The following is a 24,607-nucleotide window of genomic DNA, read 5'->3' on the forward strand; positions in this document are numbered from 1 at the left end:
GGTCGGGCGGCCTGTTCGGCTATCGGTCCCCGAAGATCGTGCGGTGCCAGTCCTTCCGGGCCACCGCCGTGTTGTCGAACATGACGTGTTTGATCTGGGTGTACTCCTCGAACGAGTACGCGGACATGTCCTTGCCGAAGCCGGACGCCTTGTAGCCGCCGTGCGGCATCTCGCTGATGATCGGGATGTGGTCGTTGACCCACACGCAGCCCGCCTTGATCTCGCGGGTGGCGCGGTTCGCCCGGTAGACGTCACGGCTCCAGGCGGAGGCGGCGAGCCCGTACGGGGTGTCGTTCGCCAGGCGGATACCTTCATCATCGTCGTCGAACGGCAGAACGACCAGCACGGGACCGAAGATCTCCGACTGCACGATCTCGCTGTCCTGAGCGGCGTCGGCGATCAGGGTGGGGCGGTAGTAGGCGCCGTCCTTCAGGTCCCCCTCGGGTGCCTCGCCGCCGGTGACCACGGTCGCGTAGGCCCGCGCCCGGTCGACGAAACCGGCCACGCGGTCGCGCTGGGCGTGCGAGATCAGGGGGCCGAGGTCGGTACCGGCCGCGAACGGGTCGCCGAGCCGGACGCCGTCCATGAGGGCGGCCGTCCGCGCGACGAACGCCTCGTAGAGGGGACGCTGCACATACGCGCGCGTGGCCGCGGTGCAGTCCTGGCCGGTGTTGATGAGCGCGCCCGCCACCGCTCCGTTGGCGGCCGCCTCCAGGTCGGCGTCGTCGAACACCACGAAGGGCGCCTTGCCGCCCAGTTCCAGATGCAGGCGCTTGACGGTGGCGGTGGCGATCTCGGCGACGCGCCGGCCCACGGCGGTGGAGCCGGTGAAGGAGGTCATGACCACGTCGGGATGCCCGACGAGGCGCTCTCCGGCCTCCCTGCCGGTGCCGGTGACGATGTTGATCACCCCGTCCGGGATGCCCGCGTCGGTGGCGGCCTGCGCGAACAGCAGCGAGGTCAGCGGGGTCAGCTCGGCGGGCTTGAGCACGACGGTGTTGCCCGCGGCGATCGCCGGAAGGATCTTCCAGGCGGCCATCTGGAGCGGGTAGTTCCAGGGCGCGATGGAACCGACGACACCGATGGGCTCGCGGCGGACGTACGAGGTGTGGTCACCGGAGTACTCGCCGGCCGACTGCCCCTGCAGATGCCGGGCGGCACCCGCGAAGAAGGCGGTGTTGTCGATGGTCCCCGGTACGTCGAACTCGCGGGTCAGCTTCAGCGGCTTGCCGCACTGGAGGGACTCGGCGCGGGCGAACTCCCCGGCCCGCTCCGCGAGTACCGCGGCGAAGCGGTGCAGGGCGTCCGAGCGCTCGCCGGGGGTGGCGGCGGCCCAGGCGGGGAAGGCCCCGCGCGCGGCGGCGACGGCCGCGTCCACGTCGTCGGGGCCGGCCAGCTCGTACGTGTGGACGTCCGCGCCGGTGGCCGGGTCCACGATCGTGTGCGTACGGCCGGAGGTGCCCTTGGCCGGACGGCCCGCGATGAACTGCGCGCCGTCCGCGAAGCGGTCCCGGGCCGGGAACCGGTCCGGGGTGGCGTTGTCCGGATTGTGCATGTCCGCTCTCCTCCGCCGGCGCCCGTAGCTCGGGGCGGGTGGCGTAGCTCCAGCTTGATTTGAGTGCCGATCCTGACAGAGCAAAGGGACGTCAACAAGTGATTCCGTTGTTGCCTTTTGGTTACGCGACGGAATCTGTCGACCAGGTGTCGAGTCGGCGCGGAAAAGGCAGGACGGAGTGTCAGTGGTGCGTGCCACACTCGCGTGCATGGGGAAGATCGATTCTTGGGACACCCTGATCAGGGAGGTCCGCGCGGGGGCAAGGGTCAGGTACCTGCACTTCTGGGGGCACCGGCCGCAGGCGGACGGCCGGGTCGGCGCGAGCTGTCTGAGCCAGTGGTGGCCGTCACCGTTCGTGGCCGATTCCGTGTCCTACGCGACCGCCGAGCACTGGATGATGGCCGGCAAGGCCCGGCTGTTCGGAGACGCCGAGGCGACACAGCGGGTGCTCGCCGCGGGACATCCCGCCGAGGCGAAGAAGGCCGGGCGGCTCGTGCGGAACTTCGACGAGGCGGTGTGGGTGCGCGAGCGGTTCGGCATCGTGGTCGAGGGCAGCGTGCGCAAGTTCGCCGCGGACCCCGCCCTGCGGGACTTCCTGCTGGGCACGGGCGAGCGGGTGCTGGTGGAGGCGAGCCCCGTGGACCGGGTGTGGGGCATCGGGCTGGCCGCGGCGGACGAGGCGGCTTCGCGCCCGGAGCGCTGGCGAGGGCCGAATCTGTTGGGGTTCGCCCTGATGGAGGCTCGGGAGAGACTCAGGAGCGGCACCGTCGGCATCTGACCGGCGGGGCGCCCTGTCGTCCCTGTCGTCAGGTACTCCTCGCGGTCTCTACGTCCCTGTCAGGCTCTCGCGGTCCTACCTCGCTATGAGGAACGCGATGACCACCAGGCCGAGGACGATGCCGGCCGCTCCGCAGATGATCCCGGCAAGGGCCTGGCCGGGGTTCGTCGCCTCGCCGCGGCGGACCTTCCCGCGGCCGATCATGCCGAAGATCAGGGCGAGGACGCCCAACAGCACGGCGATCGGCCACAGGCAGAAGATGACGGCCGAGATGATGCCGAGCACGAGTCCCGCCGTACCCGCGCCGTTGCTCGGCTGGGGAGTCATCCCGGGCCAGCCGTAGTACGTCCCGGTGCCCTGGGGCCTGGGGGCATGGGCGCCGCCGAGGCCGCCGTGACCACTCTGACCGGCGTAAGCGCCGTAGGAGGGCTGGCCCGGGTAGCCGTAACCGCCCGGGTAGCCGTACGGCACCTGGCTGGGACCGTCGGGGGCGATCGGCGGCGGAGGCACCGGCTGCCCCTGGTCATAGGGGGCGGCGACCGGGGGCGCGAAGGGGCCGGCGGCACCGCTCGCCGGGGCGGAGGGGTTCGGTGCGGCGAAGGGGTTCGGTGGGGCGAAGGGGTTCTGCGGGGCGAAGGGGTTGCCGCCCGAGCCGGCCGTGCCGTTCGAAGCGTTCGCGCCAGGCCCACCGTTCGCGCCGTTCGCCTGGGCGGACGGGTTCGGCGGGGCGAAGGGGGACGCCCACGGCTGCGGGGCCGGTGCGGCGTCTGCCGGGGGCGTGGCGATCGGAGGTACGTCGGCCGGAGGTGGGGCGACTGGGCTGGGGAGTGCCGTGACGGTCTGCCAGTCGTGCACGGAGGGGGGCGGCCCGGCCGGAGGGCCGGTGTCGACGGTCGGTCCGGGACCGGCGGTCGGTCCGGGGCCGGCGGTCGGTCCGGGGCCGGCGGTCGGTCCGGGGCCGGCAGACGGTCCGGTGCCGGCGGTGTCGTCGCTCGCGGGAGGCGCCCAGGGGGGCGCTGCCGAAGCCGCCGAGTCGGCCGGCCGGTCCGGCTTGTGCAGCGGCACCTTGGGAGCCGCGGCCCCGTCCCCCGTGCCCACCGGCGCGTTCGGCGTCTGCGCGTCGTCGGACATGGTGGGCCCCCTCCGTCGTGCGTGCTGTCCTGCGTGGCGTCATGCTATGCGGCTGCGCCCCGGCGCGTGCCCCCGGCCTACGATGATCCCCGAGTCACCGATCAGCCGATCACCCGCGTCCCGCCGCACCCCGGCCGGGGACGCCGTTTTGGGGAGGACCCTTGACCGACCGTCTTGTCGACCCTCGCGTACCGCGCGACCTGCACGCGTTCATCGCGTCCCTGCCCAAGGCCGAACTGCACGTTCACCACGTCGGCTCCGCCTCCCCGCGTATCGTCTCGGAACTGGCCGCCCGGCACCCCGACTCCAGGGTTCCCAGCGACCCCGAGGCCCTGGTCGACTACTTCACGTTCACGGACTTCGCCCACTTCATCGAGGTGTACCTGTCGGTCGTCGACCTGATCCGTACCCCGGAGGACGTGCGGCTGCTGACCTACGAGGTGGCCCGTGACCTGGCCCGTCAGCAGGTGCGTTACGCCGAGCTGACGATCACCCCGTTCTCCTCGACCCGGCGCGGTATCGACGAGCGGGCGTTCATGGACGCGATCGAGGACGCGCGCAAGGCGGCCGAGGCGGAGTTCGGGACCGTGCTGCGCTGGTGCTTCGACATTCCCGGCGAGGCCGGGCTCGAGGCGGCCGAGGAGACCACGCGGCTCGCCACCGACGACCGGGTGCGCCCCGAGGGGCTGGTCTCCTTCGGGCTCGGCGGGCCAGAGATCGGCGTGGCGCGGCCGCAGTTCAAGCCGTACTTCGACCAGGCGATCGCCGCCGGGCTGCGGTCGGTGCCGCACGCCGGAGAGACGACCGGCCCGGAGACCGTGTGGGACGCGCTCAACTACCTGCGCGCCGAGCGCATCGGACACGGCACCAGCGCCGCCCAGGACCCGAAGCTGCTCGCCCACCTCGCCGAGCACCGCATCGCGCTGGAGGTCTGCCCGACCTCCAACATCGCCACCCGCGCGGTCCGCACCCTCGACGAACACCCGATCAAGGAGTTCGTGCGGGCCGGGGTCCTGGTGACCGTCAACTCCGACGACCCGCCGATGTTCGGCACCGACCTCAACAACGAGTACGCCGTCGCCGCCCGGCTCCTGGACCTCGACGAGCGGGGTCTGGCCGAGCTGGCCAAGGACGGGGTCGAGGCGTCCTTCCTCACCGAGGCCGGCAAGTCCCGGATCAAGGACGAGATCGACGCGTACACCTCGGCATGGCTCGCCCCCTGAGCCCCGCCCCGGAGGGCCCCGCCACCATGAGCGACAAGCAGAACGTGACCGCCGTCGCCCACCGCGGCGACCCCTACCGCGTCCGGGAGAACACCCTCGACTCCGTGCGTTCCGCGCTCCGCCGGGGCGCGGACGCGGTCGAGGTCGACGTACGGCTCACCCGAGACGGCGTGCCCGTGCTGCTGCACGACGCGACCCTGAAGCGGCTGTGGGAGCTGGACCGGCCGCTGCTCTCGCTGTCGGCGGACGAGGTGCGCGGGCTGACCGGGGGCGGAGTCCCGACGCTGGCCGAGGCGCTGGCCGCGACCGACGGAACCCGGCTGATGCTCGACCTGCCGGGCACGCCCGGACTGCGGGCGGTGCGCCGCGTCGTGGACGTCGTGCGCGAGTGCGGGGCCGAGGACCGTGTGTACTACTGCGCGGACGCCCCGGCCATGCTCGCCGTACGCGCGGCCGACCCGGCCGCCGAGATCGCGCTGACCTGGAAGTCGCTGGCGCCGCCGCGGCCCGCGCTGCTGGCGGCGGTGCGGCCGCGGTGGCTCAACTACCGCTTCGGCCTGGTGGACCGCGATCTCGCCGACCGTGTCCACCGCGACGGCTGCCTGCTCTCCGTCTGGACGCCGGACACCCGCCGCTCGATGCTCCGGCTTCTCGACGCGGGCGTCGACTCGATCACGACGAACCGCGTCGACGTGCTGCACGCGCTGCGGGCGGGGGGAACGGGGTCCGGGCGCTGAGCGCGCCGCGGTCCGCCTCGGGGCGGTGCGGTGGGCGCGGGCGCGTCGTGGCTGGTCGCGCCGTTCCCCGCGCCCCTTTCGGGGCCGCTTCGCCTGCCCCGCTCAGAGCCGGACATCCCGGCCGAGCAACCGGCACACCGCCCTCCGCCGCGAAGCCGGTGCGGTGGGCGCGGGCGCGTCGTGGCTGGTCGCGCCGCTCCCCGCGCCCCTTTCGGGGCCGCTTCGCCCGCCCCGTTCAGAGCCGGGCATCCCGGCCGAGCAATCGGCACCCGCCTTCCGCCCTCCGCCGCGAAGCCCGCACGGCCGCTGCGGGCGCGTCGTGGCCTGTCGCGCCGTTCCCCGCGCCCCTTACGGCGCGGCTTCGCCGGCCCCGGTCAGAGACGGGATCGCTGCGGCACCGTCGCCGGGTCGGTCGGGGTCGTGCGGGTGGCGTACTGGGGTACGGGGGCGGTGTCCTTGCCGGTGTCGCGGACCAGGCCGTAGCGGATCGCGCCCTGCGCGGGGCCGGTCTCGACGTCCTTGTCCGCCGCGTCCCAGCTGGACGGGAAGACGGCCAGGCCGTAGTCGGCGCCCCGTTCGTTCACGGTGAGGGTGACGGTGCCGTCGAGGTAGAAGTACTCGTTCTGCCACATCTGCTGGGTGCCGGCCGGCAGGACGGTGTAACCGGTGTCGGGGCCGCCCATGCCGGTGGTGTCGTCGCCGGTGGGGTCGTCCATCCGACGGCCGCCGCCGGACGCCACGTGGAAGAGCCTGCCCTCGAGACCGGTCCAGGACGGCATGACGAGCGCGCCGGACCGGTACTGCGGGGAGATCTGCCAGCGCACCAGGACGTAGCCCTGCCCGGTGAGGGTCACACCGTCCCCGCGGTGGTTCATGACGGCCTTGGCCCCGCCGGTGCTGGTGATCCCGGACGCGGGACGGTGCGGCAGGGCCGCCGGCCGCGCGTCCGGGTCGGGGGCCCGGTCGACGGCGTCGACGACCGTGCCGTACAGCTCGGCCTTCGCCCGGGTCGCCGACGGCGACGCGGAAGGCGAGGCGGCGACGGACTCGGAGGTGGTCGGAGCGACCGGGGGCGACGGCGGGCGGGGCGTGCGGGTCGCGGTGGGGGCGGTGGCGGCGTGCGGCGGCGGGTCGTCGGGCGTTCGGGTGACGACGTAGGCGCCACCCGCGACGAGAGTCGCGCCGGCCGTCATGGCGACGGCTGGTTTGGCCAGCGCGCTCAGCACCTTGGCGGACCAGCCGACCGACGTGGCGGCCACCGCCGTCTTGCCGCCGAGCGCCAGCGACAGGGTGAAGCCGACGGGCACCGGGACCAGCGCGATGCCGACGAGCAGACGTTCCGCCGGTACGACCGGCTCGCGGGCGTCGCCGCAGTAGGCGCACCCCCGGATGTGCCGGGCCAGCCGCTTGCGCCACACGGAGTCGGGCCGTCCGTTCCAGCGGCCGGTCAGCTCGCGCAGGTCCGGGCAGGCGCCGTCGAGGGCCCGGACGATGCCGCGTGAGGTCTCCAGGCGTTCCTTCATCCGCTGGACGCGCACGGCGGCGTGCTGCCGGCTGATGCCGACGGCGGCCGCCAGCTCGCGCCGGGTGAGTTCACCCGCGACCTCCAGCCACCACAGCGACAGGAGCTGCCGGTCCTCGTCGTCGAGCCAGCGCACGGCTTCGGCGACCTCGCGCCGCTGGCCCTCCAACCGGAGCCGCAGCACGGTGAGTTCGGCGAAGTCGGTGGCCTCGTGCGCCGCCGACTCGTCGAGCCGGGCGGGCGTCCTGCGGCGAGCCCGGTCCCGGATCTGCCGCATGGCGATCGCCACCAGCCAGGACCGGAAGCTGTCCGGGTCGCGCAGCGAGCCGAGGTTGCCGACGGCGCGCAGCATCGTCTCCTGGACGACGTCGTCGACGTCGGCGTGGCCGTTGAGGGCGCGGCCGACGATGTTGTAGACCAGCGGCAGCCAACCCGCGACCAGCTCGTCCAGCGCCTGCCGGTCGCCGGCCTGCGCGGCCGCGATGGTCGAGCGCCAGTGCTGAGTCTCCACGGTGCCCTTTCGGTGGCTGAGGTGGGTGCTGTCCACGGCTGTCGTCGTCGGCTGGTGGTGCTGCTGTCGACGGCGTGGACGGCTGGTGCCGTCGACGGTTGTCGTTGGTTCGTGCCGTTGCCGTCGGTCGCTGGAGTCACCGCGGCGGGCGGCCGAGACGAGGTTGAGGTCGCCGCTGTGGTGCACGCACACTCTCGGGCCGGCCGGGGATCTTGGCTATGTCGGGGGTCACAGCGTGGAGACGGGGTGAAGGCCGCCGCGATAACGGTTTTTTTTCGCCTCCGCGGGGGCCCCTAGGGGACGCGCCCCCACAACTCCCGCATCTGCCACGGTGTTTGCTCGGGGTTTCGCCAGGGCCCGGGGTCCTCCCGAGTGACGATCCAGGCGTGCCGGTACGGCCGGAGGATGATCGCGGAGACACACACCCCGTCGCCCCTCTCGCCCCTCTCGCCCCCTGGAGCAACCGCATGCGGGTCCGTCGCCGTACCGTCCTCGCCGCCTCCCTCGCCCTGGCTCTGGGTGCCGGTCCGCTGGCCGCGCCCGCGTTGGCCGCCCCCGGACCGGCGGCCGCTCACAGCACGGCTACCGGCCCGGACGGCGCCGCCCTGGGCGCCGCGATCTCCGGCCTCCCGGACGCCGACGCGACCGCGGCCCTGGTGCGGGTCGGGGGAACCGACGGCAGCTGGCGCGGCAGCGCGGGGGTGCACGATCTGGAGAGCGGCCGCGCGGCGGACCCGGACGCCCGCTTCCGGGCCGGTTCCACGACGAAGGTGGTGACGGCGGCCGTCGTGCTCGACCTCGTGGCGGAGGGCCGGGTCGGCCTGGGCACGCGGGTGCGGCACTACCTTCCCGAGCTGCTCGGCCCGCGCTTCGCCGGGGTCACCGTGCGGCAGCTGCTGAACCACACCAGCGGCATCCCGGCGGGCGACGGCTTCGGGAACTCCTTCGCGGAGCAGTACGCGCACCGCTTCGACACCCTGTCGCCCCGCGACGTCGTGGCGTCGGCGGTGGCGAAGGAGCGGGAGTTCGCCCCGGGCACCCAGCAGCACTACCTCAACATCAACTACACCGTCCTGGGCCTGCTGGTGGAGAAGGTGACGGGGCGGTCGTACGCCTCGGAGGCCGCCCGGCGGGTGCTGCGCCCCGCCGGTATGCGGGACACCTGCTTCCCCGGCACCGACCCGCGCATCCGCGGCCCGCACAACCACGGCTACCAGGCGGTCCGACGGGACGACGGGACGACGGAGTTCGTCGATGTGACCGACTGGAACCAGGCGGACCGGTTCGCGGCCGGCGACATGATCTCCACCACCGCGGACCTGGAGCGCCTGGTGACCCGTCTGTTCCGCGGCGACCTGGTCCCCCGGCCGCAGCTCCGGGAGATGTTCACCCTCCCGGCGCGGATCGAGGGCGCCACCATGAGCGCCGGCCTCCAGCGCTTCGAGTTCGGCGGCCGGGTCTACTGGCTCAAGTCGGGCGCCCGCTACGGCTACGGCACGCTCGTCGCCGCGACCCGCGACCTGTCCCGCACCCTGGTCCTGTCCGTGGGCGCGACGGACGCGAAGGGTGAGGCGATGAACCCCGTCACCGAGCGGATCGCGCGGGCCGCCCTCAAGTAGCCACCGCCCGTGCGGGATGGGCGGTGACCGCACCCGCCGTCTCCAGCGCCTCCAGCCGCTTGATCTTCCTGCGTACGGCGTACAGGGGGATGACGCCGAACACCCCGAACGACATGTCGATCACCGACCACCAGAAGGGGATGTCCCGCAGCGGCCCGCAGATCAGCGCGAGCGGGATGATTCCGGCGCAGGCGATCATCCCGACCTCGACGACCCAGATGTTGCGGACCGGGTCGCGGTAGGGGCCGTAGAAGGCGACCGCGATCACGAGGTGCGCGAAGGCCAGCCAGTCGGTGCCGTAGAGGAGGAAGGGGTAGTCGGTGTCGGCGGTGTCCAGTCCGCGCCGGACGTGCTCGATCCAGTCCGTCAGGGCCGGGACGTGCTCCGGGACGGACAACGCCCGCAGGAGGTCCTCGGTCCAGCGCAGTTCGTGCACCAGGGGGAAGGCGGTGGCGCCGCTGAGCACCAGACAGACGACGAAGAGAACCAGCCATGCGCGGATGCCCTTGAGAAGGGCGGCTCTGTCGCTCATGAGGGCAGCGTACGCCTGAAATTGAACATGTTCAAAACCATGGTGCGGACGGTATCGGCGGTCCAACGCCCGGGGGCCGGAAGGCCGTCAGGTGAACGGGAGTCGATCTCCCGGTGTGGCGGGGAAGGCGAACAGTCCAGGAGCGGGCGGATGCCTCCCGACCTGCGCGGACGGTGGCTACGTTGAGGCCGTGCGGACACAGCGGCAGTCAGCGGACGGCAGGAACGAGGCTTCTCGGCAGGCTCCTGGGGTGCGCCGCACGGCCGGCCCGCCACCCGTCGGTGCCGCTCCCCAGGCGCTGCTCGCCTTCCAGCGGTCCGCCGGAAACGCGGCCACCGCGCAGGCGTTGCGGCGCGAGCGGCCGGGGCCCGACCGCACCGCCAGCCGGCAGCGAGCGGTGCCCCCGCTGCCGGATGTCGAGGAGCGCACGGAGACGGGATTCGTGCTGCCGTCGTACCTGCTGGAGTTGGAGGCGGGCGGCCTCTCCACGGCGTACGGGCTGACCGGGCACGAGTTCGTGCGGCACGCGGTGGCCGCCGTGGTGGGACACGGCGAGGGCACGGTCGCCGGCATCGCGTCCGAACTGGCCGGACGGCCGGAGAGCTTCTTCGGCCGGGGCCGGGCCTTCGCCGTCCAGGGCACGAAGGGCAAGGAGTCGTACGACGTCACCGTCGCCGTCTCCAGAGCCCCTGGCGACAAGCCGCCCGTCTTCCAGCCCCCGGCCCTGTCGGCCGACGCCTCGCCCGGCACCGACGAGGTGCCGCAGGCCGAACTGGAGGACGCGGAGGGCAAGGAGACCAAGGTCGACGTCCAGCACAACACCTCCGCCGGCGTGAGCACCACCGCCGGCGGCTCCACCGGCAAGGGCGCGGGCGGGCTCGCCTTCGGGCTCGCGCCTGTCGCGCCCGCCGTCTGGGTGGGCGGCGCCGCCACCGCCAACTTCCAGCCCTGGCAGTCCTCCCGGGAGTCCCGAAGCCAGCGCAACGTGGCCGAACCGCGCGTGCTGCGCAGCGACAAGGGCTCGGTGGAGGTGCCCCGCAGGGTGCGCTACGAGGTGCGGATCAAGAAGCACGGCACCCCCGGCGAGCAGACCTTCCAGGACGTGGGCACCCTCACCCAGCGGGTGCCCACCGAGCACCTGGTTCCCGTCGGCACCGACGCGCCGCCCGCGCCGCGGCCGGTCCGCGCCGACACCGCACGGGCCGTCTCGCTCGCCGACTCCCTGGCCCCGGTCGGCGTGACCGACACCGCCGCGCCCCACCGGGGCGGCGGCGGGCTCTTCGACGCGGTCGCCTCCGTACTGCACCCCTCGCTCACCGCACCCGGAGCGCCCGGCCTGGACCGTCTGTACCGGGCGACCTCTCCGGCGACCGTCCTGGAGGACATGCCCCGGCTGCTCCGCGACGGCGTCACCGGCGAGGACCTGCACGCCAAGGACGGCGACAGCACGGGCAGTTACCGGATGCGCGCCGAGATCACCGGCCTCTCCCCCGCCTGGGGCACCGGCAGGACGCAGCTGCGCACCCACCAGCAGACGCAGAACACGGTCACCGACTCCGCGGGCAAGGGGCGGGCCGTCTCGGGCGGCCTGGGTCCGGCGATCGGCGTCGGGGCGGCCGCCAACGCGGCCGTCGTCCGGGGTACGGCCATGCCGGTCGCGGGTGCCCGCAAGGCGCGGTTCACCGTGGCCGAGCAGACCGTGACCAGCCGGCAGGGCGCGGAGGTCCGCGGCGACAAGGTGCTCTACCTGGGGACCGTGAAGTTCACCGTGGAGGGCACGGGCCCCCGCTCGGCGCGGATGGTCCTCGACCCCGGCACCCGGGTCGCCGAGCACTCGATGAAGGTCTGGATGAGCCTGCGGGCCGACGAGGCGCGGGACCTCGGGCTGCCGTTGCCGCCGGGAGTGACGGCGGGCGAGTTCCTCGAGAAGCCGAAGCGGACCGACGAGAACGGCGACGAGGTGGACGTCGAACGTCACCTTCCCTTCGGCGCCATGGGGTCCAGTGTCACCCTCAGCCGGCTCGACACCGGCCCCCTGGTGAAGGCCGTACGGGAGCTGTTCGCCACCGACCCCCGGCTGGCCGGCTACCTCCCCGCCTTCGGTGTCACCCCGCCGGGGGCGCACACCGGCAGGGAGGAGGCCGAGGCCCAGCGCGACAACCACCGGGAGCTGATGACGGCCCTGGCGGAGACCAACCTCAGGGTCAACAAGGACCAGTTGCTGTCCACCGGCATCCGGGTGCGGTTACGCCGCAAGACCACGATGCACGCCCACGACGTGCAGATACACCTCAAAGGCGCCCTCCGCGAGACCGGTTACCTCGGCGACACCAAGGACTGGATGGTCCGCAGCCACTCCGGCGTCGCCGGCAACACGCAGAGCGGGCGCAGCAGTTCACGCTCCATCGGCGGTCTGGTCCTCGCCCAGGCCCGGCTGGTCCCCGGCGTCCTGACCGGCGGGGCCCGCGTCGAGAGACACCGCGTCGGCACCCGCCGTAACCAGGCCGGCCCCACCACACGCACGGACCTGCTGACCAACGGCTCCGAGACGGCCGCGACCTTCGGAGCGGCCCTGCGCCTCGACGTCGACGTCACCATGACCTCCCGGCCGCGCAAACTCGCGCGCGGCCTCACCCCCGGCTCCCCCGGTCGGGACGTGCCGGAACCGAGGACGCTGGCCGGGCTGCACCTGGACGAGCAGGACGTACGGCTGCTCACCCCGGCGGAGTTCACCCTGGACGACGACGGGAAGCGGCGGCACGAGGCGGTGGCCGGCGCCCGCCGGGCGCGGGCTCCGCGCCCCGACTGGGACGTCGCCGCCACGGGCATCGGCGACCTGGCCGCGCTCGTCCCCCGACCGGCCGTCGGACAGGCGCTGCGGGACTGGCAGTTGGTGGAGACCGTCGGCGACGGACAGCCCGTCCGAGACCTCGCGCTGACCCTGCTGTCCCGGGCCGCCGCCCGCAACAAGGACCTGCGCGAGGACCCGGCACTCGCGACGGAGGGGCTCGCCCCGCGGCTGGCGGTCGAGGAGCGGTTCAGCCCGCAGACGATCACGGCCTCGCTGCGGCAGGCCGCGTCGTCGGGCTGGGTGGTGAAGAACCTGCGCCACCCGCGCCGTCTTGCCGCACTGAACGGGGCCGTCGGCATCCGGCTCACGCTGACCAACCCGAAGTTCGTGCACCGGGGCGCCGGTCCCGGCACGGAGACCTTCGTCCTCGGCGGGCACCAGGCCGCCGGACAGCACGGGCAGAGCACCACCAGCACGGTGCAGGCCGGGGTCATGGGCACGGAGAACGGCCCGGCCTGGCGCACCGGCCAGGGACTGTCGGCGTACCGGACCGGCAGCGAGGGCGGCGCCGAGTCGTCCGGCGTGTCCGGCACGGTCGAACGCAACGCCCACACGCCGAGGAAGGCCCCCCTCTACCTGGTCCAGTGCGACCTGCTGGTGAACATGGTCGCGGAGGTCGAGGTCACCGGCGGCGGCCCGTACGTGGCGAAGGCCGCGCGGACCCTGCCGGCCGAAGCGGCGGTGTGGCTGACGGAGGCGCAACTGCCGGCGTCGATCCGCCGACAGCTGAAGCTGGACGCGGAGCCGGTGGAGGAGCCGGTCACGAAGCCGCTCGCCGCGTCCTCGTCCCCGCGCGGCGAGAGCGGGCCGGAGAGTTCCCGGGCGGCCGCGGCACGGGCCGGCGCGCGGGAACGGGTTGACGCGCGGGAGCGGGCGGACGCCCCGGAGCGGACGGACTCCCCGGAGCGGACGGACTCCCCGGAGCGGGCGCCCGCGGGCCGGGAACCGGCCGATGGCCGACGGCGGACCGGCACGCGGGAGCGGGCGGACGCCCCGGACCGGGCGCCCGCGGGCCGGGAAACGGCCGATGGCCGACGGCGGACCGGCACGCGGGAGCGGGCGGACGCCCCGGACCGGGCGCCCGCGGGCCGGGAAACGGCCGATGGCCGACGGCGGACCGGCACGCGGGAGCGGGCGGACGCCCCGGAGCGGACGGACTCCCCGGAGCGGGCGGCCGCGGGCCGGGAAACGGCCGGTGGCCGACGGCGGACCGGCCCGGAGACGACGGCCGATGGCCTGCCACGGACCGGCACGGAGACGGACACGGCCGGCCGCGGGAAGCCGGCCGATGGCACGGACACGGCGGGCGCCCGGCGGCGGGCCGGCGACACGGACACGCCCGGCGGCCCGCGCCAGGCGGGCGGTGGCCCGGAGACGGCCGCCTCCTCCTCGTCCACGGCCGCCCACCCCGGCCCCTCCCTCGCCCGCGGCCTCCCCCTCGGCTTCGGCATGGTCGAGGATCTGCCGAACTTCGTACCGCTGTTGGACACCCTGCGCTCGCGGCTCGCGCGAAGCGGACGGCAGGATCTCGCCGAGGCCCTGTTGCCCAGGCAGCAGCTCAAGGACCGCAACGACAACGTGCAGCGCCTGCTGCGCGTCCTGGACCGGGACGGTTCGGCCGGGCTGTTGTCCGGGGCCATGGACGGCGGGGTCACGGTCGAGCTGTTCGACGGGCGCAGGACGCCGTACTGGGCGGTCTTCAGGGTCGACCGCGTGGGGGACGCCACACCGGCCGGCGCGGCGGACGACGGCCGGGACATGGAGTACATCACCTCGGCCGTCGCGCAACAGGCAGACTCCCACGACGAGGGCGTCGTGACCGGCGTGGAGGCCGTCTTCGCGGGTTCCGGCAAGCCGGAGGCAGGGGCGGGCCAGTTGAAGAGCACGGGTGGTGCGGCGGGCGTCGGCCTCGCCTCCGGCGACTCACGGCGCGGTGGCGCGGTGAGCCGGGGCCAGCTGGGGATGAAGACGGTCGCGGAGGCGTCCGCCGTGAAGTCGGCGAGGATGCGCGTGCCGATCCGGGCGAGCCTCGAACTGCACCGGGGCGACACCCGCCTGGGTCTCGCGCGGATGGACGATCTGGCGCTGACCCACCGCGTGCCGGAGAAGGACCTGGCGGCGCTCGGCCGGATGTCCGCTCCCCGGCCGGAGGCGCCGCGTGCCGAGCGGGGCCGGCGGGATGCGGCCGGTGCCCCGGCGGCCGGGCTCGGCACCTGGCGGGCGCGGGGCGTGCGGCTGCCGATGGAGGCGCAGGTGAACGGCTTCCAGGGGGCGCCCCGAGTGCGGGAGTTGGTGAACTCCGCGGTCCGGGAGGCGGGTGGCGGCGGCCGGTTCCGGGACAAGGGGCAGGCGGCCGCGTACACGCTGAACGAGGCGGTCTCCACCGAGTGGCTGATCGCGGCGCTGCCGCTGCTGACCTCCGCCGGGGCGGACCTGCCGCCGGTGCACGCGAGTGGCGCCGAGGGCCAGGACCTGCGCGCCTCCGTGCACGCACGGCTGCGGAACGGGCGGGTGCTGGGCGTCGGCGACAGAATGACCTTCGAGACGGTGGGGCAGAGCCACCTGGACGCGCCTCGCCCCACCCAGACGGACGGTCTGAGCTCCACCGACCGCGGCAGGAGCGCACGGGGTCTCGCGGGGGCGGGTCTGCTCAACGCGGACGAGTTCCGCCTCAACCAGCTCATGGGCAACGCCGACGGTGCGGGCGGCACGGCCGACGGCGCGGTGAACTCGGCCGGCTCGATGCCGCTGCACAAGCCCAAGTCGGCTTCGTGTCTGGTCCAGTTCACGCTGGATGTCAGGGTGGTCGCCCAGGTGACCAACCGGGTCCGCACCTCCCGCACCGCCACCGCCGTACGGGAGATGACGCTGCCGACTCCGGTGGTGATCCGTATGCCGGAGCCGGTGGTGCGCCGCATGCTGAGCACCGAGGGCGCGCGGGTCGAGGACCCCGACAACCACCTCGGACCACGACAGCCGGTGGTGGCGCCACCCGCCGTGCCCTAGGGCATCTCCAGCGCCTGGCTCAGCTCGTTCCGCCGCCGTATCCCCAGTTTCTTGTAGGTGCTGGTGAGATGGGTCTCCACGGTGCGGCGGGCCAGGTGCAGCAGACCGGCGATCTCCCCGTTCGTGCGGCCGTCGGCGGCCAGTTGGGCGATGCGCCGCTCGCTGCCGGTGAGGGAGCCGGAGCCGGTGCGGGCGCCGGCCGAGCGGCGGGCGCCGCCCTCGCGCAGGGCCTCCTCGGCGAGGGTCCGCAGTCGTGGCGCGCCGAGGCGTTCGGCGCGTTCGGCCGCCTCCCGCAGGCAGTGCCGGGCCCGGACGCGTTCTCCGGCGGCGGTCAGCTGGCGGCCCTGGGCGATCAGCGCGGCCACCAACTCCGGCTCGGCGACGTCGGGGGCGTCCCGCAGCAGTCGTACGGCCTCCTCGGCGAGCTCCAGGCCCCGGCGGCCGCCGGTGACCGTGCCGAGCACCCGCAGGGCGCGGCCCGTCGTGCGCGGTGTGCCCCACACCCGGGCCAGCCGCAGCTCCTCCGTGGCCAGGGCGAGCGCCTCCCGGGGGCTGCCGAGGGCGAGGCGGCACTCGGCGGCGGCCGTGCGCCACGGTGTGACGACGGGGCTGACCACCTGGCGGGCGCCCTGCCGGCGGCCGCACTCCAGGAAGTCGTGCAGGGCCGCCGCCGGATCGCCCGCCGCGGCGCGCTGCACACCCCGCGCGTACAGGAACCGGTTCAGTTCCCAGGAGTCGGGCGCCGCCCGCAGGTCGAAGCCGTCGGCCAGGCGTTGCGCCTCGGCCGCGCGGCCGGTCTCCACGAGTGCGATCAGGGTGTGGGCGTGCGCGTTGGAGGGTCCGGCGTCCGAGGTGACGGGGGGCTCGGCGGGCAGCCGCGTGTACTCGCCCCGGGCGGCCGCGATGTCGGCCCGTACGTTGAGCAGCGCCTCGTGCATGGGGTGCAGCAGGTCGGGACGCTGGCCGGCCAGGCCGCGGTCCACGAGCCGCTCCGCCTCGTCGAGGTGGTCGGCCCACTGGGCGACGGCGGCGGCCGTGCCGAGCAGGAAGGGCTCGGTCAGTGGTTCGGCCGGCTCGGCGAGCAGGGTGCGCATCCGCTGCATCGCGTCGTCCGCCGAGGTCAGTCCGGCCGTTGCCGCGTGTCGTACGAGCAGCGCCCGGGCGGCCGGGCCGACCAGCCGCGGGGAGTGTTCGGCGGTGTCGCACAGCCACCGGTACACCTCTCCGCGGACCGTCTGGTCCTGGTCGGAGAGCAGGGCGGACGCGCTCTGCAGGGTGCCGGCCAGGTCGGAGCGGTCGCCGATGTCGGGGTGGTCGGCGAGCTGGCCGTTCACCGTGCGCAGTACCTCCACGGCGGCGCGGGTCTTGCCGCGCCCGGCGAGCGCGGTGCTCAGGGCCACCGCCGTGCGTACCCGGTCCTGCGGTGCGCCCGCGAGCCGCAGCGCCTCGGACAGCCGGGGTATGCCGGCCGAGGAGTCCGTGCCGGCGCACTCCAGGGAGCCCAGCTCGGTCAGCAGCCGTTGCCTGCGTTCGTCGGACAACGGCTCCTCCAGCGCGCGGCGCAGGAACACGACGGCGTCGCCGTCGCGGCCGTCACGCAGGGCGAGGGACGCGGCGTCCTGGAGCACGGCCGGCGCCCAGGCGGTGCCGGCCGGGCCGGACAGCAGCAGTTGCCGTGCCACGGTCTCGGTGGGGGCGCCGCGGTGCAGCATCGCCTCGGCGGCCGCCCGGTGCGCGGCCCGCCGCCGCTCCGCGGGCACGCCGGCGAGGACCGCGTCCCGCAGGAGGGGGTGGGCGTAGCGGGGGCGGCCGTCGGCGTCGGGGCGCAGCACGCCGAGTCCGGTCATGGCGGTGAGCCAGCCCGCGACCCGGGCCGGGTCGGCGCCCGCCAGTCCGGCGAGCAGGCCGGCGAGGCCCTCGTCGGGGCAGCCGGGATCGCCGCCCGGCTGGCCCACCGTCGTGCGGTCCCATCCCTCGTCGAGGGCCGCGAGGACGCGCGCCGACTCCGCCGTGCCGGGGCCGGCGCTGTCCAGCCACCAGCGCACGGCCGCCGGGTATGCCCCGGGGTACAGCGCGGCGGACGTCTCGGGCACGGTGGGGTGCCGGCCGGGGGCGCCGAGGTCGTCGAGGAGGGCGCCGAGCAGCAGGGGGCTGCCCGCGCCGGCCCGCACACAGCTGTCGATCCACGGCGTGGTGGCCGACGGGAACCGCGCACGCACCAGTCCGGCCGCCGAGTCCGCGGTGAGCGGGGCGAGGGTGTGGGTGTGCACGAGGGCCGGCGAGAGGGTGTGGGTGAAGCCGGGGGCGGGCGGGTCGATGTCGTACTGGCTGCGTTCGGTGACGGCGAGCAGGACCGGCAGCGGTAATCGGTCCACGTGCCGGGCGGACTCCACCAGCCAGCGGTGCGAGGGGGCGTCGGCGAGGTGGATGTCGTCCACGGCGAGCAACAGTGGTGAGTCGTCGGCGTACGAGCGCAGGACCCGCCGCAGCAGTGCGGCCCGCTCGCGTTCGTCGCCCGCCGTGTCGAACTGCTCGAATCCGGGTACGGGCGCGAGGAGTTGGAGTACGGCGGCGAAGGGCACGCCGGCGTCGCCGGGCGAGCAGCGGGCGCGCAGCACCCGCATGCCGTGAGTGGCCGCGGCCTCGGCGGCGGCCTCCAGGACGGTGGTCCGGCCGGTGCCGGTGGCCCCGCGCAGCAGCACCAGGCCGCCCGAGCCGGCCCGGGCCCGCGCGGCTCCGGCCGCCAGCAGCGCGACGGCTTCCCGGTGCTCGCGCGGCAGTTCACGCTGCGGTACGGACATCCGTGCCTCCTTGGTCGGGCGTGACGCCTTCCGCCGGGGAAGACGTCCACCGACGGGGTGCGGTGACGTGAGAAGTGCAACGGCCGTGCAACACGGGCGCCGTGGTACCGGACGGGCGGTCGCCGTCGTGGTCGTCGTGGTCGTCGTACGGCCGATCTCGTGGTGCTGCTCGTGGTGCTCCACGATTGCGCCCGTCCCGTCCGCCACACGAGTGTGAAGAGTGCACGCCTGCCACCGGCTTTACCGAGGTGGCGCACACGTGGACATAGGGGAAACGCTTGCTCAGCCAATCGCGCACCACACACCCGGGTACGGCCGACTCGGCGGACCGGGTACCCGTGGCGGTGCACGCCTCGGACCCGATCTCGCGGGAGGGAGCGCTCAGCCAGCTGCGCCGGTACCCGGAGGTCCTCCTTCGCGAGGAGAGCGAGTCGGGGCCCGGCACGGTGGCCCTGCTCGTCGAGGAGTCACTCGACGAGGCCGCGCTGACCCGGCTGCGCCGGCTGGTGCGCAGCGAGGGCGCGCGGGCGGTGCTCGTGGTGGGCGCCCTCCGGGAGAGCGAACTGCTCGACGTGATCGAGTGCGGGGTCGGCGCCATCGTGTGGCGCAACGAGGCCACCGCGACCCGCCTGGTGCAGGCCGTGCTCGCGGCCGCCCGCGGTGACGGCGACCTGCCGGCCGATCTGCTCGGCCGGCTCATCAGCCAGGTGGGCTCGCTGCATCGCAGTGCCGCCGGCCGGTCCGGCGCACCGGCCTCGGGGCTGACACCGCGTGAGGTCGACGTCCTGCGGCTGGTCGCCGAGGGACTCGACACCGGAGAGATCGCCAGCAAGCTGTCCTACTCCGAACGGACGGTCAAGAACGTCATGCACGGGCTGACCACCCGACTGCATCTGCGCAACCGTGCCCACGCCGTGGCACATGCCCTGCGGGAAGGCTACATCTGACCGAACGGGCATCCGAACCCGGCCCCGCGGGCAGCCCGGTCTGCCCCGCGGCCGTCCCCGGCGTGCCTGCGGGCACGGGCCGGTCGGAGGCAGGATCGGGTACGGCGGCAGGTGACACACAGGGCGTCCGCCCTGGCACGGCAGGGCGGGAGCACGACAGTGATCCACGAAGTGGACGAGGTCCTCAAGGGGCTGCTCGGCGGTGGCGCGCTGGCCGGTTCGGGCATCGACGTCGCCCTCGACGCCCCCACCCGCGACTGGGCCGCCCGCCGCAACGCGCCCACCATCAACGCGTATCTGTACGACATCCGGGAGGACGTGACCCGCCGCCAGCGCGGGCACGTGCCGGTACGCGACGACCTGGACGTGATCGTCAAGCTCCGCCAGCCGCCGCGCTGGTTCCGGCTGTCGTATCTGGTGACGGCGTGGACGAAGCAGCCCCAGGACGAACACCGGCTGCTGTCCGCCGTGATGGCCACGCTGATCCCGCGCGAGCTGATCCCACCCGCCGAACTCCCGGGCGCCCTCGGCGCGCTGGGTCTGACGGTGCCGTTGTCGGTGGCCGGCATCCAGTCGGAGTCGCGTTCCCTGGCGGAGATCTGGTCCGCGCTCGGCGGCGAACTCAAGCCGTCCCTCGACCTCGTGGTCACCGCCCCCTTCCCGGCCTATCCGGAGTACGACGCCGGCCCGCCCGTCACCGAGGGCGCCGCGATCCGGGTACGCACCATGGACGACACCCCGCCGGAGGCGGAGGAACGCGCGCACCGGCCACGGCAGGTGACGGCGGCCCGGGAGGCGCGGGAAGCGGCGGTCCGGGAGGCGCGGGAGGCCGCGCGGGCCGGTCGCGGGCCGGGCAGGACGACGTGACCGCACAGACCGCGGCGTACGAGGTGACGGAGGCAGAACCGGCCGCCGCCCTCCTCCACCGGGTGACCGGCCTGCGGGACCGCGTCGCCCTGCTGGTCGACCACCGCGCCGCCGACGACCCCACGGCCGCCGACCCGCTGCGCGGCCTGTACCTGCCGGAGGACGCCGTACGGCATCTGCTGCGTCCGGCGGAACCCGCGGGGCTCGCCCCGCCGGACCCGGCCGAGCCGCCGCACGACCGCCTGACCGAACTCGCCGCGCGCCTGGACCTGACCGAACTCGACGCCCTGCTGCTGCTGATCGCCCTCGCCCCCGACCTGGACCGCGGGTTCGAGCAGTTCTACGGCTATCTCAACGACGACGTGAGCCGGCGGCGGGCCACCGTCGCGCTCGCCCTCGACCTGTGCGGCCTCCCCGTCCACCTGCCCGCCGCACGCGCCCGGCTGCATCCCGCGGCCCCGCTGTGCGCGCTCGGACTGCTCGTGCTGGAGGAACCCGAACGGCCTTTCCTCAGCCGTTCGTTGCGGGTACCCGACCGGCTCGTGGCGCACCTGCTCGGCGACGACACCCCCGACGCGGCACTCGCCGGCCACCTTCTCCCGCTGACCGCGCCCGTGGAGTTCCGCGAGGACGAGGAGGCAAGCCAGGACGGCGAGTTCAGCCGTTTCACGCACCGGCTCGCCGCCCGGCTGGCCGCCGGTCGCCCGTTCACCGCCTATCTCCGCGAGCGCCGCGAGGGCGACGGAGTCGCGTCGGCCGCGGCCGCCCTGCACATCGCCGGCGTCCCCGCGCTGCGCTACTCGGGCCCCGAGGACCGCGTACCCGACCTGCTGCGGGAGGCGCGGCTGACCGGCCGCGCGGTCGTCGTCACCGGCCTGCCGGACAAACCCGCCCCGCTGGTCCGCGAGTTGGCCTCGGCCGCCGACGTACCCGTGCTGATCACCGGGGCGCGCCCCTACGACCCCGAGTGGTGCGACCACGATCCCCTGGTCCTGGAGGCGCCCCCGCAGCGCGCGGGCGCGGTCCGCGCCTGGTCGGCCGCCCTCGGCGAGGAGCCCGGCTTCGACCTCGCGGCCACCGTCGCCCCGTACCACCTCGCGGGCGACCACATCACCCGGGCCGCCCGCGCCGCCCGGCACCTGGCCGCCTTCGACGGCACCCCCCTCAGCCCGGCCCACCTGCGTCTCGCCGCCCGCCAGCAGTCCGCCTCGGGTCTGGAGCAGCACGCCCGAAGGATCCGGCCCGACGTCGACTGGCGGGACCTCGTGCTGCCCGAGCAGCCGCTGGGCCGGCTGCACGAACTCGCCCTGCGCGCCCGCCACCGCGACCGGGTCCTCGGCGACTGGCGGCTCAGCGCGGGCGGCGGCCGCGGCCGGGGTGTCCTCGGCCTGTTCGCGGGCGAGTCCGGCACCGGCAAGACGCTCTCGGCGGAGGTGGTCGCGGCGGAACTGGGCCTGGACCTCTACGTGGTCCAGCTGTCGTCCGTGGTCGACAAGTACCTCGGCGAGACCGAGAAGAACCTGGAACGCATCTTCACCGAGGCCGACCGCACCGACGCCGTCCTCCTCTTCGACGAGGCCGACGCCGTGTTCGGCAAACGGTCCGAGGTGAAGGACTCGCACGACCGCTACGCCAACATGGAGAGCGCCTACCTGCTCCAGCGGCTGGAGTCCTTCGACGGCATCGCCCTGCTCACCACCAACCTGCGCGCCAACATCGACGAGGCGTTCACCCGGCGCCTGGACCTGATCGTCGACTTCCCGTTCCCCGACGCCGGCCAGCGCGGCGCCCTGTGGCGGCACAGCCTCACCCACGTACCCTGCGTGCAGGACATCGAACTCGGCACGGTGGCCGCCGACTTCGAGCTGGCGGGCGGTTCCATCCGCAGCGCCGTGGTCACCGCCGCGTATCTCGCCGCCGGCCGCGACGACCTCGTCACCGCGGCCGACCTCCTGGAGGGCGCCCGCCGCGAGTACCGCAAGGCGGGCCGCCTGGTGCCGGGTGAGGGTGCCTGGTAGGCACCGGAACTGTCTGTCGGCTCACTCTCCCGAGGCGGGGACGACCTGCCATTCCTGGTCGTCGGTGCGGGAGCAGTCGAACAGGGTGAGGTTGGCGTCGTTGCCGCCGGTGCTGTAACCGGCCACGTCGAGGCACTTGTTGTTACTGGCGAAGTTCCGGATCCAGTAGGCGCCGCTCGGCTGCTTCTGGATCCACCACAGCTGGTTGTCCCCGGTCGTGCCGTTGCACGTGAACTCGGTGATCGCGGTCCTGATGGGCTGCGCCCCGTAGTTGGGCAGGTCCATGCAGAGCTGGTCCTTGACGTTGCGGATCTGGAAGAGGGGACGGCTTCCCGGGCCCCCCTTCGGATACTTCACCTCGAGGTTCCACCGCTGGTTGTCGCGCGTGGTGTCGTCGCAGACGTACTGGCGTACGGGGCCGTCGGTCCTGCCCTTGTCGTAGCCGGGGACGTCCGCGCACTTCTTGGTGGTCGTGTTGCGCAGCACGATGTCGGTCGCGGGCACCACGGGCTTGGCGGTTTTCTTCTTGGGCGCGGCCGGAGCACCACCGCCGCCACCGCCACCACCGCCCGAACCGCTGTCCTTCTCCTCTTCGTCGCCGGCGGCGGTCTCCGGCGCCGCGGGCGCGGCCTCCTCGGACGGGGGTGCCGGCGTCAGGGCCGGTGTGGGCGTCGGTGAGGGTGCGAGGGTGGCGCCGGCCTCGACGGTCTTCTCGTCGGCTCCGCTCCTGACGGGTGGCTTGTAGGCGATCCACAACATGACGAAGGTCAGCGCCAGAGCCAGGAAAAGCCCGAAGAACGTGGCCAGCCAGCGCGGCAGGAACCCCCGCTGCACATACGTGCCCTCCACCGGCATCGGCTGAGCACCCGAACGCAGCACCGACAACGTGTACGGCCGCTGCTCCTTCGCCCCGAACCAGATGATGTTCCGCGGCTTCAACGTCGCCTTCACGAACACCGCACGACCCGGCTCCACCTGCACATTGCCCGGACGCAGGTCGTACGACAGATGATCACCCGTGTCGCCGCCACTCAGCGACGCCGTCAGCCTGGTATTGCCCAGATTGTCGATCGCCAGCCGCGGCCGCCCCCGAAAACGCCCCTTCACCGTCGGCGGCACCAACTCCGCCCGCACCTCCGTGAACGGCGTGACCGTCAGATTGCCCTCCGGAACCGTCGTCGCCTCCGGATGCTCCGTCGGCGTGATCCGCACCGCATACGCGTTCGGCCCCGCACTCGCATCCGACGTACGCGGCGGCGCGAACGTCAACTCCACCGTCCCCGTCGTCCCCGGAAACAACCGCAACGACGACGGCTCCACCGTCGTCCACGGCGCCACCGGCCCCACCGCCTCGAACCGGTACTCGTCCACCACGTCCCCGGTATTACGCAACCGCAGCCGTACACGCGTACTGCCACCCGGGTCCACCGAAGCGGAGGCGGGTTCCAGAGAAGTCCACAGGCTCACGCGTCGACGCTAGTGCGGACCCCTCGCCCGGTCAGGAGCCTCGAGTGCAGAGCTCGGTGCCCTCGCGGCCCTCCGGGCGGTCCGGGCAGTCCCGGTCCGGGCAGTCCCGGTCCCGGCAGTCGCGGTCCGCTTCCGACGGCTCGCCGCGGACGGCGTGCTCCCCACAGCCCCCGAGACGGGGACCGCGGAGCGGTCCGTCAGGGGCCGGCCAGGTCGGGGGTCTCGCCCTGGGCCACCTTGCGGCCGTTGGAGGTCGACTGGCGCTCGAACGGGTCGCCGGGCGAGGAGACCTTCGTCCCCGACCCGTTGTCGGTGCCCGCCACCTGCCCCATGCTCTGCTGACGGACGTGGTCGAGCTCGTGGTAGATCGTCTCGTCGTCCAGTCTCGACGAGCCCGAGACGATGTCCGAACCGGTGGTGTAGGCCTTGGCCTGGAACTCCTGCGCCGACCGCTGGGCCACCGGCCCGGAGTGCACGCGGACATGGGCGAAACTCATGCCGTACGCCTGCTCGGCCCGGTGCTGGATGCGCGGCTCCAGTGGCGAGTGGGGCGAGCTGACCGCGTCGAAGACCGAGGAGCGCCGCTGGACGGACGGCCGCTCCTCCGCCCGCTGGACGGCCGCCCCCTCGTGGCCGCAGTCCGCGCTGTGCTCGTGCCGCGCCTCCCCGATCGCGCGCGTCACCGCGGCGTTCCCCGCGGTGCGTTGCAGGGCGAGCAGCGGCGGCGGCGACGCGGCCGGCCTGAGCGGGACGGCGGGCTTCCGGTCGGCGGACGAACGGTTCTCTTCGTGTGCGCGCATGGGCCTTCCCGGTCCGGGCGACGGGTGGTCGTACTCCACGGAATAACGCACCGGCCGGCCCGGCGGAAGGTCCGAAGGGGCAGACCCGGGGGCGCGGCCGACGGCCGGCGGGACGTGAGGGCGCGCCGGACTGCCCTTGCGGGCAGCGGGGTTGCCCCCGGTCCGGCACCGGCGGACGTTTCGCCGGCGCCCCGCGCGCGTGAGGCTGGAGAGGTTCCTGTCTCGTACCCCGAGGAGAGCAG

The 24,607-nt window shown here is 74.1% G+C and carries 15 protein-coding genes; 8 read left to right on the forward strand and 7 right to left on the reverse strand.

Going from position 1 to position 24,607, the window contains the following annotated elements; all coding sequences use genetic code 11:
- Positions 1-19: 19 nt before the first annotated feature.
- The gene (locus tag OG985_RS15145; protein ID WP_371668853.1) at positions 20-1,555 is read right to left on the reverse strand and encodes a gamma-aminobutyraldehyde dehydrogenase; all 1,536 of its coding nucleotides are present in this window, start codon (positions 1,553-1,555) and stop codon (positions 20-22) included.
- A gap of 208 nt (positions 1,556-1,763) precedes the next feature.
- Between OG985_RS15145 and OG985_RS15150 the strand changes: the two genes are divergently transcribed.
- Positions 1,764-2,333, forward strand: a complete 570-nt coding sequence (locus OG985_RS15150) for an NADAR family protein (protein ID WP_371668854.1) — start codon at positions 1,764-1,766, stop codon at positions 2,331-2,333.
- A 75-nt stretch (positions 2,334-2,408) separates the two neighbouring features.
- Here the strand turns inward: OG985_RS15150 and OG985_RS15155 are convergent, their stop codons facing one another.
- The gene (locus OG985_RS15155; RefSeq protein WP_371668855.1) at positions 2,409-3,464 is read right to left on the reverse strand and encodes a DUF4190 domain-containing protein; all 1,056 of its coding nucleotides are present in this window, start codon (positions 3,462-3,464) and stop codon (positions 2,409-2,411) included.
- 161 nt (positions 3,465-3,625) lie between these two features.
- Between OG985_RS15155 and OG985_RS15160 the strand changes: the two genes are divergently transcribed.
- Entirely contained in the window at positions 3,626-4,687 is a 1,062-nt protein-coding gene (locus OG985_RS15160; RefSeq protein WP_371668856.1) for an adenosine deaminase, read from the forward strand.
- Between the two features lie 26 nt (positions 4,688-4,713).
- Positions 4,714-5,424 (forward strand): glycerophosphodiester phosphodiesterase, encoded by a 711-nt coding sequence (locus tag OG985_RS15165; protein ID WP_371668857.1) that lies wholly within the window; start codon positions 4,714-4,716, stop codon positions 5,422-5,424.
- 374 nt (positions 5,425-5,798) lie between these two features.
- Here OG985_RS15165 and OG985_RS15170 read toward each other — a convergent pair whose 3' ends face one another.
- Positions 5,799-7,457 (reverse strand): RNA polymerase sigma factor, encoded by a 1,659-nt coding sequence (locus OG985_RS15170; protein ID WP_371674381.1) that lies wholly within the window; start codon positions 7,455-7,457, stop codon positions 5,799-5,801.
- A gap of 467 nt (positions 7,458-7,924) precedes the next feature.
- Between OG985_RS15170 and OG985_RS15175 the strand changes: the two genes are divergently transcribed.
- The gene (locus tag OG985_RS15175; protein WP_371668858.1) at positions 7,925-9,076 is read left to right on the forward strand and encodes a serine hydrolase domain-containing protein; all 1,152 of its coding nucleotides are present in this window, start codon (positions 7,925-7,927) and stop codon (positions 9,074-9,076) included.
- Here OG985_RS15175 and OG985_RS15180 read toward each other — a convergent pair.
- Positions 9,069-9,608 carry a hypothetical protein gene (locus OG985_RS15180; protein WP_371668859.1) on the reverse strand — a complete coding sequence of 180 codons (540 nt, stop codon included), beginning with the start codon at positions 9,606-9,608 and terminating at the stop codon, positions 9,069-9,071. The two genes, OG985_RS15175 and OG985_RS15180, sit on opposite strands and share 8 nt — an antisense overlap.
- Before the next feature lie 250 nt (positions 9,609-9,858).
- Between OG985_RS15180 and OG985_RS15185 the strand changes: the two genes are divergently transcribed.
- Positions 9,859-15,465 carry a hypothetical protein gene (locus OG985_RS15185; protein ID WP_371668860.1) on the forward strand — a complete coding sequence of 1,869 codons (5,607 nt, stop codon included), beginning with the start codon at positions 9,859-9,861 and terminating at the stop codon, positions 15,463-15,465.
- Here OG985_RS15185 and OG985_RS15190 read toward each other — a convergent pair.
- On the reverse strand, positions 15,462-18,266 hold the full coding sequence (locus OG985_RS15190; RefSeq protein WP_371668861.1) for an AAA family ATPase: 2,805 nt from the start codon (positions 18,264-18,266) through the stop codon (positions 15,462-15,464). The two genes, OG985_RS15185 and OG985_RS15190, sit on opposite strands and share 4 nt — an antisense overlap.
- A 278-nt stretch (positions 18,267-18,544) precedes the next feature.
- Here OG985_RS15190 and OG985_RS15195 point away from each other — a divergent pair, with 278 nt between their 5' ends.
- From OG985_RS15195 to OG985_RS15205, 3 genes are all read left to right on the forward strand, one after another.
- The gene (locus OG985_RS15195; RefSeq protein WP_371668862.1) at positions 18,545-19,213 is read left to right on the forward strand and encodes a LuxR C-terminal-related transcriptional regulator; all 669 of its coding nucleotides are present in this window, start codon (positions 18,545-18,547) and stop codon (positions 19,211-19,213) included.
- 159 nt (positions 19,214-19,372) lie between these two features.
- Positions 19,373-20,080 (forward strand): DUF4255 domain-containing protein, encoded by a 708-nt coding sequence (locus OG985_RS15200; RefSeq protein ID WP_371668863.1) that lies wholly within the window; start codon positions 19,373-19,375, stop codon positions 20,078-20,080.
- A complete protein-coding gene (locus tag OG985_RS15205) occupies positions 20,077-22,098 on the forward strand; it encodes an AAA family ATPase (RefSeq protein WP_371668864.1) in 2,022 nt (673 codons plus the stop codon). The genes OG985_RS15200 and OG985_RS15205 overlap by 4 nt, the downstream gene beginning before the upstream one ends.
- Positions 22,099-22,119: 21 nt before the next feature.
- Here the strand turns inward: OG985_RS15205 and OG985_RS15210 are convergent, their stop codons facing one another.
- Positions 22,120-23,565, reverse strand: coding sequence for an RICIN domain-containing protein (locus tag OG985_RS15210; protein ID WP_371668865.1), 1,446 nt, complete (start codon positions 23,563-23,565; stop codon positions 22,120-22,122).
- 197 nt (positions 23,566-23,762) lie between these two features.
- Positions 23,763-24,365, reverse strand: a complete 603-nt coding sequence (locus tag OG985_RS15215; RefSeq protein WP_371668866.1) for a DUF4157 domain-containing protein — start codon at positions 24,363-24,365, stop codon at positions 23,763-23,765.
- Between the last annotated feature and the right edge of the window lie 242 nt (positions 24,366-24,607).

The organism is Streptomyces sp. NBC_00289, from assembly GCF_041435115.1.
Lineage (GTDB): Bacteria > Actinomycetota > Actinomycetes > Streptomycetales > Streptomycetaceae > Streptomyces.

What these genes read in the sequence shown, in the direction of transcription:
- OG985_RS15145 (WP_371668853.1), bottom strand. Translation starts at nt 1,555, where the DNA reads ATGCACAATCCGGACAACGCCACCCCGGACCGGTTCCCGGCCCGGGAC.
- OG985_RS15150 (WP_371668854.1), top strand. Translation starts at nt 1,764, where the DNA reads ATGGGGAAGATCGATTCTTGGGACACCCTGATCAGGGAGGTCCGCGCG.
- OG985_RS15155 (WP_371668855.1), bottom strand. Translation starts at nt 3,464, where the DNA reads ATGTCCGACGACGCGCAGACGCCGAACGCGCCGGTGGGCACGGGGGAC.
- OG985_RS15165 (WP_371668857.1), top strand. Translation starts at nt 4,714, where the DNA reads ATGAGCGACAAGCAGAACGTGACCGCCGTCGCCCACCGCGGCGACCCC.
- OG985_RS15175 (WP_371668858.1), top strand. Translation starts at nt 7,925, where the DNA reads ATGCGGGTCCGTCGCCGTACCGTCCTCGCCGCCTCCCTCGCCCTGGCT.
- OG985_RS15180 (WP_371668859.1), bottom strand. Translation starts at nt 9,608, where the DNA reads ATGAGCGACAGAGCCGCCCTTCTCAAGGGCATCCGCGCATGGCTGGTT.
- OG985_RS15190 (WP_371668861.1), bottom strand. Translation starts at nt 18,266, where the DNA reads ATGTCCGTACCGCAGCGTGAACTGCCGCGCGAGCACCGGGAAGCCGTC.
- OG985_RS15215 (WP_371668866.1), bottom strand. Translation starts at nt 24,365, where the DNA reads ATGCGCGCACACGAAGAGAACCGTTCGTCCGCCGACCGGAAGCCCGCC.